Consider the following 16,667-nt stretch of genomic DNA (forward strand, 5'->3'; position numbering starts at 1 on the left):
CGTACCCCCTGCTCAGTCGCTCGTGCCGGTGCGGCCGTGCCCAACGGCGACCGCCGCGCCCTCGGCGGACGTGCCCCCGTCGCCCGTGGCCGGCGCGGTGTCCCGGCGGCGCAGCAGCCAGAAGCCGCCGAGGCCGATCGCGAAGGTCACCAACACGCCGAGCACCCCGGAGAGACCGGTCGAGAGGAAGCTGTTCTCCACCCCCCGCACGCCGTAGTCGGCCAGCGGGCTGTCGCCCAACTCGTGGTCCCTGGCCTGCTGCGCCGGGCAGCTGCCACCGACGATGTTGTCGTCGGCGTCGACGGTGCAGCCCTTGAGCAGGGAGGAGTCCAGCCCGTCCGGGTGCGACGAGGCGTAGTTGCTCACGACGCCGGCGAGCAGCAGGGCGACCAGCAGGCCACCGGCCAGAAAGGCCCAGGAACGGTTCTTCATCGGACACCTCCGGTGACCGGGACGGCGGGGGTGGTGGTCGGGGTACGCAGGGAACGCAGCGCGTACACCAGGTCGGGGCGGACCTTCGCGACGGTGAGCACGGTCGTCGCGGTGATCAGGCCCTCGCCGATGCCGATCAGCACGTGGACGCCGGCCATCGTGCCGGCCAGACCGGCCAGGTTGTTGCCCAGGTCGGTGGTGCCGCCCAGCCAGTACTCCACGACGAAGCCCTGGGACGCGACCACCACGCTGACCAGGGCCGCGACGAACGCGGTCACCGCCAGCCCCGCCCGCGTGCGGGGCAGCACCCGCAGCAGGACCGAGATCAACAGGTACGCGGCGGCGGTGCCGAGCAGCGCCATGTTGGTGATGTTGAGGCCGAGCATCGCCACCCCACCGTCACCGAAGATCAGGGCCTGTACGACGAGGACCACGGCCACGCAGAGCGCACCGACCCACGGGCCGACCAGCATCGCGGCGAGCGCGCCACCGAGCAGGTGACCACTCACGCCCGCCGTGAAGATCGGAAAGTTGAGCATCTGCACGGCGAAGATGAACGCCGCCACCAGGCCGGCCATCGGGGCGAGCCGGTCGTCCAGGTCCCGCCGGCCACGCAGGACGCAGTAGGTGAGCGCGACGAGCGCGAGCGCAGCGAAGATCGCCGCCACGGGACCGTCGATGATCCCGTTCGAGATGTGCATCGCCAGTGTTTCCACGCGACCTCCCACGCGTCAGCGGACCCGTCCGGACCCGGCGGGGGTCAGCCTATTTCCTACGACTTGTTGTTGCCAGACTCTGGCAACAACGCATGGTCTTGATCACTTCGGTCGACCCCGGTTTCCCTGATGTCGCGGTGTCCGCGGCTCGGGGACACCGCGCTTTCCAGGAACACGAGCCGGCGCGCGCCGGCGACGCGGGGCGCGCACGCCCGGCGGTAGGGTCAGGGCCATGACCGCGCCCGATCGTCTCTCCCCCGGTGACCCCGCGCCCGAGTGGACCCTGCCCACCGACACCGGCGACCAGCTCTCCCTGGCCGACCTGCGCGGCCGCAAAGTGGTCCTGTACGCCTACCCGGCCGCGATGACCCCCGGCTGCACCAAGCAGGCCTGCGACTTCCGCGACTCGCTCGCCTCGCTCCAGGCGGCCGGCTACGAGGTGGTCGGCATCTCCCCCGACAAGCCGGCGAAGCTGGCCAAGTTCCGCGACCGCGACGCGATCACGTTCCCGCTGGTGTCCGACGCGGACAAGGCGGTGCTCACCGCGTACGGCGCGTACGGCGAGAAGCAGCTGTACGGCAAGACCGTCACCGGCGTGATCCGCTCCACGTTCGTCATCGACGGCGACGGCAAGATCGAGCGGGCGCTCTACAACGTCAAGGCCACCGGGCACGTCGCCAAGCTCCGCCGCGACCTCGGGCTCGACTGAGACTGTCCCACCGGACCACTACCGTGCGTCAATGGTCCGATACAAATACACACCGGAGCTGCTCGCCGAGGCGGCCGCCGCCGCCCGCAACATCACCGAGGTGATGCGGATGCTCGGCGTACGCGTCAGCGGCGGCTCGCACGCGCACATCAGCCGCCAGTTGAAGAAGTTCGGCATCGACACGTCGCACTTCACGGGCCAGGCGCACAACCGAGGCGTGCGGTGGCGGCGGCTGTCCCCCGTCGAGCTGATGGTCGTACTACCCGATGGCTCTCGCCGGATCCCTGGGTTCCGCCTCAAGCGCGCCCTGGCGACAATCGGCCTTCCCGAGACCTGCGAGATGTGCGGGACAGGATCGTCATGGCAGGGACGACCACTGACACTGCACGTCGATCACATCAACGGCGACTTCCTCGACAACCGGCCCTGCAACCTGCGGCTGCTATGCCCGAACTGCCACAGCCAGACCTCCACCTACGCTGGGCAACGACGGGCTGCACCCATCGCGCCCGAGGTGGTCTACGATCCTGAGGCGGTTACTCCAACGGGTTTTCGGATAGGCCGACGACTACCTCGTCGACCAGAATGGCCGTGGACGCCGGTGGAGTTCAGTTTCAAGGGGCCGTAGCCCAACGGCAGGAGGCATGCGGTTTAGGTCCGCACCAGTGCGGGTTCGAATCCCGTCGGCCCCACAACAGATCGGTTGTCGACCGCGTCACGGTGGTGGGCCACGAGCCCGGTCGACCGGTCAGGATGGGCGCCGTGACTCTGCGCTTCGTCCTGGATCCCGAGCTGACCCCTCGGCTGCGCGCCGAGATCGTCGCCCTCTGGGTGGACGTCAGCAACGCCGGCGGCGCGGTGGGTTTCGTGCCACCGGTGACCGCCACCGACGTCCGTACGATCGCCGACCCGACGTTCGCGGGCGTCGCCGACGGGCCGGACCGGCTCCTGGTCGGATACGACGGTGACCGGACCGTCGCGGTGCTGGTCTTCCGCGACAACCGGTTCGGGCTCAAGGCGCACTGGTGTGTGCTGAAACGGGTGATGGTCCACCCGGACCAGCAGGGCACGGGCTGCGGGTCGGCGCTGATGCGCGAGGCCGCGCGGCTGGGCCGCGAGATGGGCCACGAGGCGCTGCACGTGACGGTGCGCGACGGGTTGGGGTTGGACGGGTTCTACCGCCGCCTCGGGTACCGGGAGATCGGCCGACTGCCGGGCGCGCTGCGGGTGGCGCCGGGCGACGACCGGGACGAGATCCTCATGTGGCTGGACCTGACCCCGACCGACTGAGGGACCGGAGCGCCGCGCAGGGCTCAGCCGCACCAGCGGGCGGTCGCCCCGGCGGGTCGCGTGGAGGGCCCGTCGGCGGCCGGGGTGGCCGGCGCGTTCGCCACGGCCACCTTGTCGGCGCGGCGGGCCGGTGTCGGCGTGCCGTTGGGTCGGGCGACCGGCGGACGGGTCGTCGTAGGCGGACGCGTGGTCGCGGCGACGACGCCGCGCTCGTACATCCGCACCACGCTCGTCTGCACCTGGCCCGGCGTCATGCGGATGCCGGACACGGTGACCCGGTGTCCGTACACGTCGCTGACCCGCACGCTGTACGGGCCGGGGCCCGCGCCGGAGGCCAGCAGCCAGTAGTTGTAGTCCTGCCGGGCGGTTGCCCGCCACGGGCCGCTGGTGCCCTGGCGCACCTCGACGGCGCGCAGCGGGTTGCCGTGGTTGCCGATCCGGACGGCGAACCAGAACTGCGACGCGCCCTCCTTGATGCGGAAGGTCAGCGGGCCGGGCAGCGGCGGGTTGACGGCCGCGCGGTAGGTGACCTGGACGAGCCCCTGGACCGGGTCGGCGATCCGGGCGAACGCCTCCCGGGACAGGTCGAGGTGTCCGGGCTCGCACTCCGGGCACTGGTCCATGATCAGGACCCGGACGGCGCCCTTCGGGCCGGTGACGTCGAGGAAACCGCCGCAGGCGGCGCCCGCGGCGTACTCGGTGGGGCCGAGGGCGACGTAGAGCCGGTTGGCCGGCGCGGCCGGGTTCGAGCAGTTGCCGCCGGCGCCCTTGGAGTCGTAGAAGGTGGCCTTGCCGCTGTGGGTGGCGGTGCCGGTAGGTGGCGCGGCGGCGAGGGTCCGCCCGGCGGCGCAGGCCGGGGTGGAGCCGGACCGCAGGGTCAGGGTGAGTCCGAGGGCCGCCGCGAGCACGGTGACGCCGGTGGCGACCAGCCAGGGCATCGGGCCGGACGAGGACGCGGGCCGGTCGTCCGGAACGCGGTCCAGGTCGAGGTCGATGTCGACGTCCTTGACGGCGAGGGCGGGATCCTCGACGCCGCCGGGAGCGCTTCCGTCGGTCACGTCGCGATGCTGCCGGAACGGCGTACGGCCGGACAAGGCGGCTAAGCGAAAGCTAAGAGAGCATCGACGGACGGTGACGAGCCCGCCGCTGGCCGGTCAGGGTTCGACCACGAGCGGGTCGCCGATCCTTATCGGTCCACTGTCGACGGGCACCACGTTCAGTCCGAACAGGAGCTTCTGGCGGACGTTGCGGTGGCGGCCGAGGGTGCGTAGGGGCTCCTTGGCGCGTACCCCGGTCTCCTGGTCGGTGGTGGTGACCACGCAGCGGTCGCACGGCCCGGCGGCGCGCAGCCGCACGTCGCCGACGCGCAGCGACCGGCCCGCCCACCCGTCCTCGGCCCAGGCCGGCGCTCCGTCGACGACCAGGTTGGGCCGGAATAGGGTCATCGGCACCGGCTCCTCCCCCGCGTCGGCGAGCCAGCCGTTGAGGGCGTCGAGGGAGCCGGTGCTGGTCAGCAGCAGCGGGTAGGCGTCGGCGAAGCTGACCTGGTCGCCGGTGTCGTACTCGCGCCCGGCGGCGGGCAGGTGTCGCGTCGGACTGGCCAACCAGACCAGCCGGACGGGACGGCCGAGGAGCCCGCCGAGCCAGGCGTCAGCGGCTGGGCCGGCGTGCAGCGCGGGGACGGAGGTCGTCCGGCTGCGGAAGGTCCGCACCCGCACCGGCTCGCCGCCGGCCGGCTCGGGCACGTCGAGGTCGGGCCTGCCGTCGGCGCGCAGCACCAGGCCGCCGGGGCGCACGCTGGCCCGCAGGCCGACCAGGCGGGTCGTGTCCCGCTGGGTGACGCCGACGCCGTCGGCGTCCACCACCATCCAGCGTCGGTCGCCGGCCAGGCCCCACGGCTGCACGAACGCGCCGTCGTGGTCGAGCCGGTGACAACCCTTGACGGGGTACGTGTGGATCGAGGTCAGCCGCACCCGGTAACCATGACATGCCGATGCCGTCGCCGGGATGCCGGTGGTCGGAGGGGCTCTCGCAGGCGATGGCCCGTCGGAGCTTCGTTGCGTCCACGGCTGCTTCGCACCAGGTTGGGCCACTGCCTGTCGAGAAAAAACTTTCAGTCGCCAAACGGACCCGGATAGGCACCATTGGGGGTACATGGCTGGAACGTGAAATCAGTAGCATCGCGCCCATGCAGTATCGCCAGGAGTACGCGGAACCCGAGACTCAGCAGATCGCGGCGCAGTCACCCACCGAGCCGACTGAGCCGACGGAAGAGGCGCGTCCGAAGCGTCGCAGGTGGAAGAAGATCGCCCTGATCACGCTCGTGGTTCTGGCGCTTGTCATCGGTGGCGGCGCGGTCGCCGGAGGCCTCTACTACCGATCGATCAACAACGGGATCGAACGGGTCGACGCGTTCGACGGTGTGCCCGAGGCCGAGCGTCCCCAGGTGGCCGAGAAGGCCAAGGGCGCCATGAACATCATGATCCTCGGCAGCGACTCGCGTGACCCGGAGAGCGACGACGGCTCCCGCACCGACACGATCATCCTGGCCCACCTTCCGAAGGACCGGTCCAGCGCGCAGCTCATCTCCATTCCTCGCGACACGTGGGTGAGCATCCCGAAGTCGGCGCAGGGGCGGGGCGGCCGCGACGCGAAGATCAACGCCTCGTTCGCCTGGGGTGGCGTTCCGCTGATGGTGCAGACGGTGGAGAAGTTCACAGGCGTACGGGTCGATCACGTGACGATGGTCGACTTCGGTGGCTTCAAGGAGATCGTGGACGCCCTCGGCGGCATCGACGTGGACGTGGAGAAGGGCTTCACGACGCTCTACGCGCTCAACGGCAGCCGTACGTTCAAGGCGGGCCGGCAGCGGATGGACGGCGCCGCGGCGCTCGACTACGCACGAGAACGCCACGCCTTCGCCGACGGCGACTTCGCCCGGATCCGGCACCAGCAGCAGGTCATCAAGGCGATCCTCGACAAGGCGGCATCCGGCGGGACGCTGGCCAACCCGGCCAAGCTCAACTCGTTCGTCAAGGCCACGGCGGACGCGGTGGCGGTGGACAAGTCGCTGAATCTGCTCGACCTGGCATCCGAGCTGCGTGATCTGCGCAGCGGCAACCTGACGTTCCTGACCTGTCCCACGAAGGGCACCGGCATGATCGGCAGCGAGAGCGTGGTGCTGGCCGACAAGGAGAAGGCCGCAAGGGTCTTCGGGGCGGTGCGCAGCGACAACGTGCCGGAGATCCTGTCCTCGGCACAGTAGGACATCGACGTTCATCTGCCGACCATGGTGGCGCGTCCCGACCGATCGTAGATTTCGGTCGCCGTTCTGGTCGTGGGAAGTGACTGGGGCGTTCACGGGGGAGGTCCACAGTGTCAGGCCAACCGGCGACAAGCCGTACGCCAACGCCGCCGGTCGCCGAGGGGCCGCTCGAGTTGCCGGGCGACGGCGCCCGGCTCTTCGGCGCCCCGCCAGTCCCGCACACCCGCGAGCCGGAGGCAACCGGGTCGAGCACCACCGCCGTGCTGCCCTACGCCCGGTCCCGGACGTCGTCGCGCATCCGATGGGCGCGCGCGTGGATGATGACGGCGCCGGTGGATGCCGTGGCGCTCGTCGCACCACTGTTGCTGAGCCACACCTATTGGCGCGGGACGCTCGCCAACGCCGTCCTGACGGTGGCCTTCTTCGCCGCCGGCGGCCTCTACCGACCCCGGCGGCACGTGAGCATCCTCGACGAGCTGCCCGGCCTGTGCGGGCGGCTACTGGCCTCCGCGGCCGTGGTGGCGATCATCGCGGCGGAACGCCACTCCTCGGTGGCATACGTGGGCGGCTTCATGCGGGGCGTCGCGCTGTCGGCGGGGCTCGTTATCCTCGGGCGCGCGACCAGCCGGGCGTTCATCGTCCTGTCGCGCAGCCGTCGTTGGATCGAGCACAACGCGATAATCGTCGGCGGCGGGCCGATCGGTGTCGAGCTCGCTCGGCTGCTGCGCCGCTACCCGCAGTACGGTCTGCGGTTCGTCGGCTGCGTCGACGCGCCGTCGCGTGCGGGCAGCGGGGTGCTTCCGTTGAGTGGCACGCTCTCGGACCTCGATCACCTCGTCCGGTTGTTGGAGTGCGAGGTGCTGGTCATCGCCGACCCGGACTGTCCGGAGTCCACGCTCATGGAGACGCTGTTGCGTCCCCGTAGTTCCCGTTGTGACCTCTGGGCGGTGCCGCGCCTGTGGGGATCGCGATCGCACAGCGGCTATCCGGACCACATCGGCGCGTTCCCGATCGTCAAGATCGCGGACATCTCCCTCACTGGTCCCCGCTGGGCGATCAAGCGCGCGTCGGACATATTGTTCGCCGCGGTCGCCCTGCTCCTGTTGAGCCCGCTGCTGCTGCTCTGCACCATCGCCACGTTCGTCGACGGCGGTCCGGGGATCTTCTTCCACCAGGAGCGGATCGGCCGGTACGGCAAGCCGTTCAAGGTCATCAAGTTTCGGTCCATGCGACCGGTGGACGAGCAGGAGTCGCAGACCAACTGGTCGATCGCCCACGACCAGCGGGTCGGGCCGATCGGTCGGTTCATGCGCCGAACCTCGCTCGACGAACTGCCGCAGCTGTGGAACATCCTGCGCGGCGACATGAGCGTGGTGGGTCCCCGGCCCGAGCGGCCGCACTTCGTCGAGAAGTTCTCCGCCGAGTACCCGACGTACGCGGCACGCCACCGCGTCCCCGTGGGCCTCACCGGACTCGCGCAGGTCAGTGGCCTGCGCGGAGACACGCCGATCTCTGACCGGGCGCGGTTCGACAACTACTACATCGAGAACTGGTCGCTCTGGTTGGACGTCAAGGTGGTGCTGCGGACGGTCGCGGAGGTGTTCCGTGGCGGCGGTAGGTGATCTGCCGAGCCTGACGCCGGAGGGTCTCCGGTCGACGCCGGTACGGCGGTTGCGGGTGCCGAACCGTTCGGGTAGACAATGCCAGCGGCGTGGACCTCGTCGTACCCGCCTGCGCGGCACACCGTTCTGGGGAGACGAGTGAAAAGCGTTTCGTCGTTTCACGCCGAGCGGTCGTCGCCGAACGACCCCGACCCGGAACGCTCCCCCAACGTACCCGCACCCGGCTTGCTCCGGCGGCTGTTCGCACCGGAGCGCCTCTACATCGCGGCACTGGGGCTCACGGGCCTGGCGGCGGTCGTGTCGGTGGCGCTACCCGCCGCCGAGCGCGGCGAACTCTCCGCCAACATGGTGAGCGCAACGTTGGGCGCGGCCGTCGGCGGGCTGTCGCTGGACACCTTCCTGCTGTCCCGTCCGGCCGGGTGGGTCCTCTCCCGTGGCCGCGTTTGGGTCCTCGCGATGCTCGTCATCTCGGTGCTTCTCTCCGCTGTCGCCGCCGCGCTGCTGACGGCTCTGGGCGGAATCGGCAGCTACCTGATCGGCGTGGGCTCCGCCGCGGCTCTGACCGTGTTCAACACGGTCTCGTCGATCGCGTTGCGACAGAAGGGCTTCCTTGTCGTCTACTCGATGCGGGCGGCAAGCGGGGCGGTCCTGGTCGGCGGTTACCTCGCGCTCTACGCCGCCGGGCGCCTCGACGGCGACCTGTGGAGCATGGTCTGGCTCGCGGTCCAGTGGGTCGGCGCGCTCGCCGTGTGCGTCCTGGTGCTGGGGATGGTCCGGCGCGTCGGCCCCGCGCCGGCACCGACGGCTGACGCTCTGGACTACCGCTCCGACCTGCGCGCGGTCGGCAACCTGCACACCGGAATCTTCGCGCAGATGATGACGCTGCGGTTCAACCAGATCCTGGTGGCCAGGTTCGTCGGTGCCGGTCCGCTCGGCGTGTACGCCCTGGCCGTCGCGGCGTTGGAGTTCGCACAGGCCGGTGCGGTGGTGCGCGCCCAGCGGATCCTCGCCGAGCGGGACGTCGACGCGACGACACACCGGGCCGGCCCCGTTGTCCGGGCGGCGGTCCCGGTGGCCTTGGCGGCCGTGGCCGCGCTGGCCGTGTTGGGTTTCCTGCGGCCGGAGTACCGGTACGCCTGGATCCTGGGGCTCTGCCTCCTGCCGGGGACGCTGGCCGCCGCGGCCGGCAAGACCTGGAGTTCCCTGCTGTTGAAGAAGCGTGGCGAGAAGGCGACGACGGTCGCGGCGGTCAGCACGCTGGCCGTCGCGATCACCGCCTACTTCGGGGTCATCCCCTGGGGTGGCGTGGTGGGAGCCGCGCTCGCCTCATCGCTCGCCTACGGCGTGCACGCCTTCATCTCTCGTGCGAGCCTGCGCCGGTCGCGGCCGCGAAGTCCTGGGACGGTTTGAGTTGGATGTCTCCATTGTGGTCCTCGCCTGGGAAGACTACGACCGCACACGTGCCTGCGTGCTGTCTCTGCCCCGCGAGGCGGAGATCGTCGTCGTCGACAACGGAAGCTCCGAGGGTATCCGACAGGCGCTGAGCGAGTTCTGCGCGCAAAAGGGCGTCCGCTACGTGCAATCCGGCAGCAACCTCGGCTACGCGAGAGGGATGAACCTGGGCGTCCGGCACACCACCAGGACGAACGTCATCCTGTCGAACAACGACATCATCGTGCACGAGGGCGCCGTCGAGCGCCTGCTGGAGGCGTTGGACGATCCAGCCGTGGGTGCGGCCTTCCCGGGTGTCGTCACCCCGTCGGGCGTCGCGCAGACGGAGGGCGGTCGCTTTCTGAGCGTGCCCGTCGGGCTCGCGCACGCCACCGGCCTGAGCTTCGTCCTGCCGAACCTGCGGATCATCGCGGAGCCCGCGAAGGCCGACTGGCTGACCGGGCCGTTCGTGGCTCTGCGGCGAAGCACCCTCGACGCGATCGGCGGCGTCGACGAGACGTCCTTCTTCTACGGCGAGGACATGCGCCTCTGCTGGGCGGTGCGGCAGCGGGGCCTGCGCCTGGCGTACCGGCCCGACGCGGTGATCATGCACGAGGACGACGCCACCGCCAAGCGGCGCTGGACCGAGGAGGAGATCTCCCAGCGACGGACGCGCGAGTTCATCCGGGCCACCCGGCAGATGGCCGGCCGGCGGGGTCGGGTCGCCAGCGCCGCCTTCATGGTGGGGGTGCTGCTGCGGGCGGCCGTCGGGCCGAATCCGGTGCGCCGAGCCATCGCCCGGGGCGCTGTCGAGGGACTACGTTCCCGATGAAGGTGCTGTTCGTCTGCACCACCGGCGGCTCCGGCCGGCGTCAGTTCGGCGGCGCCGAACGGATCCTGACGGAGATCATCCCCGCGCACGCGCGGACCGGAGTCGACGTCATCGCCGCCACCTCCGACGACGAGGTGGGCGCCTCCCTGCGGGAATCCGGAGTTCCGTGGGTCGACATCAGCGCGACCAGTCGGGTCGACCTGGGGTACGCCCGGGCGCTTCGGCGTCTCGTCGACGAGGTCAAGCCCGACGTGGTCTGTGCTCACCTGCTGTCCGCGGCGATGCACTGCCGGGCGGCGCTGGCCACCGAGCGCCGCGGTACGCCTCTGGTGGTCACCATGCACACCAGCCTGTGGCAGTTCCGCGACACGGCACCCTCGCTGAAGCGCAAGGCCAGCATCCAATCCAACATCACCCTCGACCTCGTCATGCGTCGTCTGCGTCCGCACGCGAGCGTGGCCGTCTCAGAGTTCGAGGCTGACGAGCTGCGCAACCGTGGCCAGGTCCAGGACGTCCACCTGATCCCCAACCCCCTCCCGGCGACCTGGCCGGCGTCTGCACCGCCACGGATGCCGGAGGGAACCCGTCCGCTCGTGGTGGGCTACCTGGGCCGGGTGGAGCCCGAGAAGGGCGTCGACCTGATACCCGACGTGGCGTCGCTCATGGCGGACGCCACCTTCCAGGTCGCCGGCAGCGGAGCGCTGGCGCTCGCTCCCCGACCGAACCTGGAACTCGTCGGCCGGGTCGATGCCGCCGATTTCCTCCGCCAGATCGACTGCCTCGTCGTACCGTCCCGGGTCGAAGCCTTCGGCCTGAGCGCTCTCGAGGCGATGTCCCTGGGCGTACCGGTGGTCCACTCGGGCGCGGGAGGTTTGGCCGAGGTCACCCGACACGCGGCCGGAACGCTGGCGTTCCAGAGCGATCTCACACCCTCGTCGATAGCCGCCGCGATCCGCCATGCCGTCGGAGCGACGACTGCGGAGCAGCGGAGCGCCGTCGCGGACTGGTACGCGAAGGAGTACGCCTTCGACAGGTGCGTCCAGCGGTGGCAGAGCCTGTACCGGTCACTCCTCACGAGGAACGCAGAATGATCATTCAGAAGTACCTGACCGTCGGGCTCTGGGCGGCCGCGGTCGCCGTCGTCGTACCGCTCTTTTTGGTCAACCCGGCAGCCGGGGTGGTGGCGGCGTTCGCCGCCGTCGCGGTCATCGCGGTGCGGTCGGCCATGTGGCTCGCGGTCTGTTCCGCCGCGTGGGCGCTCGTCTTCCTCGCGGTGATCACGGTCCCGGGGCCGTACGACTCCCCGGCGGGCCGCGCCGTCATCCCGGTGCTCGGGGTCTTCGTCGCCTGTTTCCTCGCCGCCTGGTACGCCGGTCGGCGGCTGGCCGAGCGGGGCCGGCCGGCCGCCGCCGTGGAGCCGCCGGCGGGGCCGCCACTGTGGTGGATCCAACCAGCGGGGCAGGACCGGCTCGCCAGCCCTTCGTTCGGCCGCGCGAACCGGTCGACCCGGCCGACACTGCAGTGGCCTGCCGACCGCCGCCTGACCGGCTTCCTGCTGGTCGTGCTGCTCATCGCGATCATCGGAGGCGCGCTGAAGTTCGGCGGTGAGGTGCCTCCACTCTTCGCCGAGAACCCGGACGTCGCCCGAGCCGAACTGGGCCTCCGGTCGAACATCGTGGTGGGTCTGCTCGCGGAGGCGTGGACGCTCGGTATGGCGATCTCACTGCTTCGGGCGCTCAACGGCAGGAGCGAGGCCCGCTGGCGCTACCTGCTCCTGGTCGTGGTCTTCACGTTCGGGGCGGCTCTGGGCGCCAGCAAGAACTCGGTCCTGGTCGGAATCGTGCCGGCACTTGTCGCCGCGCTCTCCACCCGGCGCGAGTCGGGCGGGATGAGTGCCCGTCAGCGGCAGGTCGCTGCTCTGGTGGTGGTCCTGGTCGGCCTCGGCGTGGTGGGCGGCGCGGTCTACCTCGGCGGGCAACGCACCCTGGCCGGCACCGGCACCTTCGAGGACCAGTTTCGGGCCCAGTACGGCGGCAACCCGATCTACACGAGCGTCGGATCTCTGGACCTGTCGCTGAGTTCGTCGGTGGAGACGTTCGGACGGCTCTGGGAACACCGGGAGGAGTACGACCCGGCATGGGGTCGTTACTCGCTGACCTTCACCGGCTCGGTGGGCGAGCGACTCCTCGGACCGGTCGACCTCTACAAGATCACCGGTGGGCTCAGTCAACCGTTCTACATGAACACCGCGACCTTCGTGGCGGTGCCGTTGATGGACTTCGGGCCGGTCGGCGCAGGACTCGTGCTGGCCCTGACCGGGCTCGTCGTCGGCTTCGCCGAGCGTCGGCTCAGCGACACCAACAGCCCGGCGCACCACATCGGACGCGCCTTCCTCATCTACTACGCCACCTTCGGCATCTACGAGTTCTACCCGGTCATCCAGCCGTTCTGGCTCTCTCTCGTGCCCGGCATCGTGGCGTTCTACCTGGTCAGCAACCCGTCCAGGCTGGCGATGCCGGCCTGGCCCAAGGTGGTGATGCCGACATGGAAACGCTGACCGTCGTCACGGTGCTCTACCGGTCCGCCGGCATGCTCGCCGACACGCTGCCGACCTGGGTACGCAGTGCCGACCGTCTCCCGGTGCGGTTCCTCTTCGCGGACAACTCGCCGGAGGACGGCTGCCGGAAGGTCATCGCCGACTGCCTGGACGACGACCGCTACGACTACCTGCCCGACGCCTCGAACCCAGGCTTCGCGACCGGTTGCAATCGGGCGGTGGCGCAGACGGCCACGAGCCACGTCCTCCTGCTGAATCCCGACGTCTGGCTGCCCGAGGACGCGCTGAAGCGGATCTGCGCCGCCATGGCCGAGACGCCCGCGCTGCCGATCGCGGTCGGTCTGGCGATGCACGGCGGCGAGTACGTCGGCATCGACCTGAACCCGATCTCGCTGTTCATCGATCGCCCGGCATCCGCGGTACGGGGGCCGTTGGGTCCGTCGGGTGGCGCGGCCGTCTTCCCGACCGAGCTGTTCCGTCGGTTCGGCGGCTTCCACGAGCAGCTGTTCGCCTGGGGTGAGGACGCCGACCTCGCCTTCCGTCTCTACGCGTCCGGCGTGCGCACACGTCGGTCGGAGCTGGTGCTGCCGCACGCCGGAGGCCACAGCGTCGAGGGCGACCACAAGCTCCAGGCGTTCCGCGCCTTCCTGCTCGCCCGCAACCGGCTCATCGTCGCGGCGCGCACCTTCACCTGGCCGTTGATGATCGTCGCGACACCCGTGCTGGCCCTGGCGCACCTCGCGCTGGCCGTACGCCGGGCACGACAGGGCCTGCTGCGGCCCTTCCTGCGGGGAATGGGCGAGGGCCTGCGTGGAGGGCTGCGCGCCCGACGCCAGTGGCAGGGCGACCGGTTCGGTTTCGCCGCCCTGTTCAGCTACTTGACAGTTCGGAGAGCGTGATGACAGGACGTCGCTGGAGTGTCGTGACGGTCACCTACAACTCGGCGGAGACGCTGCGCGCGTGCTGGCGCGGCGATGCCCGGCCGTACGAGTGGATCGTCGTCGACAACTGCTCCTCCGACGATTCGGCCGGCGTAGCCCAGGAGATGGGCGCCCAGGTCATCCGCCTGCCGGAGAACGTCGGCTTCTCCCGCGCCAACAACATCGGTCTGCGCCAAGCGGCGGGCGAGTACGTCCTGTTCGCCAACCCTGACCTCGAGATCACTTCGACCGAGGGCTTCGAGGTGCTGCGGCGGCACCTCGACGCGCACGGCGGCCTGGCCGCGCCGCAACTGCTCTCCTCGGACGGCGTCGTTCAGCCCAACGGCCGTGGCTTCCCCTACGCCACCGCCAAGCTGGGCAACCGGAAACTGTGGCCGTTGTCCCGGCTGCACGCCTCGTACCGGATGACGGCCGAACCGGGCACGGCGGTCTGGGTGGCCTGGGTCATGGGTGCCGCGGTCGCCGCACGGACCACCGACTTCATCGACCTGGGCGGCTGGAACGAGAGGTTCTTCCTCTACTACGAGGACCATGAGCTCGGTCTGCGCGCCTGGCGCAACGGGCTCCCTGTGGCGCTGCTCGGCGACGTGCGGTGGACACACCACTGGGGCCGGGCGACGAACTCGTTCCGCTGGTCCCGGGCGCACACCCTGGAACTGCGCAGCGCCCGGACGTTCTTCGGCATGTTCCCGGAGTTCCTGACGGGACTGCCGCCGGCACCACGCCGGCATCGGCAGGCGGCGCGGCTGGTCGGTTCGCCGGTGCCGGTCGTGAACGACAGCGCGGCCCAGCCGGTGAACGCGCCGGGCCAGCGGGCGACGACCTGAAGGGGGCGCGTTGGCAGTGACCACCGCCGACGCTCGGGACACCTGGGCGGTCCCGTCCGGCAGCCGCGACCGGGTCGCGCGGCTCGGCCGGAGCTTCGTCCGCGGCATCTGGTTCTTTCCGGCCCTGCTCACCGTCCTGTTGACGTTGCTGACCGTCCTGCAAATCAGCGGGTCGTCGATGGGCGTCTACCAGTCGATGCTGTACGGCTCGCAACCGGACGCGAACCTGCTGCTCAACGCACCGCAGCCGATCCGATCGGACGAGTGGGCCGTCAACACCCAGCTGACCATCGCCCAGGACGCCGCCGGCTACCCCCGGATAAACCCGAACATGGGTCAGGGCGCGGACGTCTCCCTGGTCGTGGACGTGCCGTACCGGGACTGGTCGGCGGCTTTCAAGCCGCACAACCTCGCGTTCCTGGTTCTTCCGCTCGACTACGCCTTCGCGTTCAAGTGGTGGCTGATGGCGGTGCTGCTCATCCTGAGCGCCTACTTCTTCGTCCTGGTGCTGATGCCGGGCCAGCACTGGCTAGCCGCCGGTCTCTCGTCGACACTCTTCTTCAGCCCGTTCGTGCACTGGTGGTACCAGTACATCACCCTCGGGCCGCTGTACTACGCACTGTTCATCGCGACGGTCTTCGTCCTTCTGCTGCGGTCGACCCGCCTGCTCGCCACCGTCGCCTGGGCGGCGTTACTGGCGTACCTGCTCACGTGTTTCGCGCTGGTCCTCTATCCGCCCTTCCAGATTCCCTGTGCCCTGGCGCTTGCCGCGTTCTGCGTGGGCCATCTCATCGAGCGGTACACCGTGCCACGAAGTCCCATGCTGCGGCCGCTGGCCTTCGTGGCGGCAGCGCTCCTCGTCGCCGGCCTCCTGGTCGGGCTCTTCGTCGGCACCCGGCTGGACGCCATCAACGCGGTGCTGCACACCGCCTACCCGGGGCAACGGCTCACCCGAAGCGGCGGCTTCGACCTGGCCCACCTGCTCTCTGGACACACCAGCTTCGGCCTGGAGTCGGGCAGATCAGCGGCGCAATACAGCATTCCGGACAAGGGGCTGACCAACCAGAGCGAGAACTCCAACTTCCTGCTCATGCTCCCGTACCTGTGCGTGCCGTGCCTCTATCTGCTGTACCAGTCGTACCGCGCCAGACGCGTCGTCGACTGGCCGCTGCTGCTCGTCAACCTCGCATTCCTCGGAGCACTCGTCCGGCTGTTCGTACCCCATCTCGACTTCTTCGGCAGGCTGCTGTATCTGGACCGGGTGCCGCACACGCGATTGCTCATCGGCATCGGCCTGCTCAACTTCATCGGGCTGGTGCTGTTCGTCCGGCGGCTCCGCGACCAGCGGTCGACTCTGCCGGGGCGCACCGTCATCATCGGTTACACACTCGCGCTCCTGCTCGTCCAGGCGTTACTCAGCCTGCACGTGGCGCAGACATCCCCCGGCTTCCTGGGCCTCGGCGGCTTCGTCCTGTCCCTCGTCCCCGTGCCGTTGGTCGTCCATCTGGCACTGCGCCGCCGCTTCGTCTGGGCGACATCGGTTCTCCTGGCGTTCTCGGTGGCCATGACGGCCTTCATCCATCCGCTCTACCGGGGCACCGCCACGTTGACCCAGACGCCGCTGTCCCGATCCATCCGGGCCATCGCCGCCGAGGATCCGGATGCCGTGTGGACGGCGGAGGTGGGCATCGTCCAAAACTTCCCCACCATGAACGGCGCCCGGTCACTGTCCGGTGTCTACGCGTACCCGCAGCTGACGTTGTGGCGGACCGCCGACCAGCAGGGCCAGCAGGAGTACATCGTCAACCGCTACGCGCACGTCTGGTTCACCTTCGACCGGAACCCCGCCGTCATGTCGACGACTACCTTCACCCTCACGGCGCCGGACCACTTCCGGGTCAACACCGAGCCGTGCGGCCCCTTCCTCCGCCAGCATCGCGTCAAGTACCTCGTGACGGGCACCGAGATCAACGAGTCGTGCCTGAAGCTGCGGGCCACGGTCCGCTATCCGGAGGCCACGTTCCTCATCTACGAGTTCTGGTGAA

General features: G+C 69.9%; 16 protein-coding genes and 1 tRNA gene. 13 read left to right on the forward strand and 4 right to left on the reverse strand.

Going from position 1 to position 16,667, the window contains the following annotated elements; genetic code table 11:
* Positions 1–12 precede the first annotated feature (12 nt).
* Positions 13–432 carry a PDGLE domain-containing protein gene (locus AB0I89_RS18130; protein WP_357127610.1) on the reverse strand — a complete coding sequence of 140 codons (420 nt, stop codon included), beginning with the start codon at positions 430–432 and terminating at the stop codon, positions 13–15.
* Positions 429–1,148 carry an energy-coupling factor ABC transporter permease gene (locus AB0I89_RS18135; protein WP_357127613.1) on the reverse strand — a complete coding sequence of 240 codons (720 nt, stop codon included), beginning with the start codon at positions 1,146–1,148 and terminating at the stop codon, positions 429–431. Before AB0I89_RS18135 ends, AB0I89_RS18130 begins: the two co-directional genes overlap by 4 nt.
* A 232-nt stretch (positions 1,149–1,380) precedes the next feature.
* Here AB0I89_RS18135 and bcp point away from each other — a divergent pair, with 232 nt between their 5' ends.
* The 4 genes from bcp to AB0I89_RS18155 all read left to right on the forward strand — a co-directional run bounded on the left by bcp (position 1,381) and on the right by AB0I89_RS18155 (position 3,147).
* Positions 1,381–1,857 carry a thioredoxin-dependent thiol peroxidase gene (gene bcp / locus AB0I89_RS18140; RefSeq protein ID WP_357127616.1) on the forward strand — a complete coding sequence of 159 codons (477 nt, stop codon included), beginning with the start codon at positions 1,381–1,383 and terminating at the stop codon, positions 1,855–1,857.
* Between the two features lie 31 nt (positions 1,858–1,888).
* Entirely contained in the window at positions 1,889–2,485 is a 597-nt protein-coding gene (locus AB0I89_RS18145) for an HNH endonuclease signature motif containing protein (RefSeq protein ID WP_357127619.1), read from the forward strand.
* A tRNA-Leu gene (locus AB0I89_RS18150) sits at positions 2,476–2,549 on the forward strand. Before AB0I89_RS18145 ends, AB0I89_RS18150 begins: the two co-directional genes overlap by 10 nt.
* A 70-nt stretch (positions 2,550–2,619) precedes the next feature.
* Complete coding sequence (locus tag AB0I89_RS18155; RefSeq protein ID WP_357127621.1) at positions 2,620–3,147, forward strand: GNAT family N-acetyltransferase; 528 nt, start codon at positions 2,620–2,622, stop codon at positions 3,145–3,147.
* 23 nt (positions 3,148–3,170) lie between these two features.
* On the opposite strand, the gene AB0I89_RS18160 is transcribed toward AB0I89_RS18155, so the two are convergent.
* Positions 3,171–4,205 carry an expansin EXLX1 family cellulose-binding protein gene (locus AB0I89_RS18160; RefSeq protein ID WP_357127625.1) on the reverse strand — a complete coding sequence of 345 codons (1,035 nt, stop codon included), beginning with the start codon at positions 4,203–4,205 and terminating at the stop codon, positions 3,171–3,173.
* Between the two features lie 96 nt (positions 4,206–4,301).
* Positions 4,302–5,120, reverse strand: a complete 819-nt coding sequence (locus AB0I89_RS18165) for an MOSC N-terminal beta barrel domain-containing protein (RefSeq protein ID WP_357127628.1) — start codon at positions 5,118–5,120, stop codon at positions 4,302–4,304.
* Between the two features lie 215 nt (positions 5,121–5,335).
* Here AB0I89_RS18165 and AB0I89_RS18170 point away from each other — a divergent pair, with 215 nt between their 5' ends.
* The 9 genes from AB0I89_RS18170 to AB0I89_RS18210 all read left to right on the forward strand — a co-directional run bounded on the left by AB0I89_RS18170 (position 5,336) and on the right by AB0I89_RS18210 (position 16,666).
* Entirely contained in the window at positions 5,336–6,412 is a 1,077-nt protein-coding gene (locus AB0I89_RS18170) for an LCP family protein (RefSeq protein WP_357127631.1), read from the forward strand.
* 317 nt (positions 6,413–6,729) lie between these two features.
* Positions 6,730–8,034 (forward strand): sugar transferase, encoded by a 1,305-nt coding sequence (locus tag AB0I89_RS18175; protein ID WP_357128029.1) that lies wholly within the window; start codon positions 6,730–6,732, stop codon positions 8,032–8,034.
* Between the two features lie 138 nt (positions 8,035–8,172).
* Positions 8,173–9,444, forward strand: coding sequence for a hypothetical protein (locus AB0I89_RS18180; RefSeq protein ID WP_357127634.1), 1,272 nt, complete (start codon positions 8,173–8,175; stop codon positions 9,442–9,444).
* Positions 9,445–9,460: 16 nt separating this feature from the next.
* The gene (locus AB0I89_RS18185; protein WP_357128032.1) at positions 9,461–10,297 is read left to right on the forward strand and encodes a glycosyltransferase; all 837 of its coding nucleotides are present in this window, start codon (positions 9,461–9,463) and stop codon (positions 10,295–10,297) included.
* Positions 10,294–11,388, forward strand: a complete 1,095-nt coding sequence (locus AB0I89_RS18190) for a glycosyltransferase family 4 protein (protein WP_357127637.1) — start codon at positions 10,294–10,296, stop codon at positions 11,386–11,388. Before AB0I89_RS18185 ends, AB0I89_RS18190 begins: the two co-directional genes overlap by 4 nt.
* On the forward strand, positions 11,385–12,854 hold the full coding sequence (locus tag AB0I89_RS18195) for a hypothetical protein (RefSeq protein WP_357127640.1): 1,470 nt from the start codon (positions 11,385–11,387) through the stop codon (positions 12,852–12,854). Before AB0I89_RS18190 ends, AB0I89_RS18195 begins: the two co-directional genes overlap by 4 nt.
* Positions 12,842–13,753: a glycosyltransferase family 2 protein gene (locus AB0I89_RS18200; RefSeq protein ID WP_357127643.1), complete on the forward strand. Its 912-nt coding sequence runs from the start codon at positions 12,842–12,844 to the stop codon at positions 13,751–13,753. The genes AB0I89_RS18195 and AB0I89_RS18200 overlap by 13 nt, the downstream gene beginning before the upstream one ends.
* Positions 13,753–14,622, forward strand: a complete 870-nt coding sequence (locus AB0I89_RS18205) for a glycosyltransferase family 2 protein (RefSeq protein WP_357127646.1) — start codon at positions 13,753–13,755, stop codon at positions 14,620–14,622. The genes AB0I89_RS18200 and AB0I89_RS18205 overlap by 1 nt, the downstream gene beginning before the upstream one ends.
* Before the next feature lie 10 nt (positions 14,623–14,632).
* Positions 14,633–16,666, forward strand: a complete 2,034-nt coding sequence (locus AB0I89_RS18210) for a hypothetical protein (RefSeq protein ID WP_357127649.1) — start codon at positions 14,633–14,635, stop codon at positions 16,664–16,666.
* Position 16,667 lies beyond the last annotated feature (1 nt).

Origin of the sequence: Micromonospora sp. NPDC049801 (assembly GCF_040656575.1) — a bacterium.
Lineage (GTDB): Bacteria > Actinomycetota > Actinomycetes > Mycobacteriales > Micromonosporaceae > Micromonospora.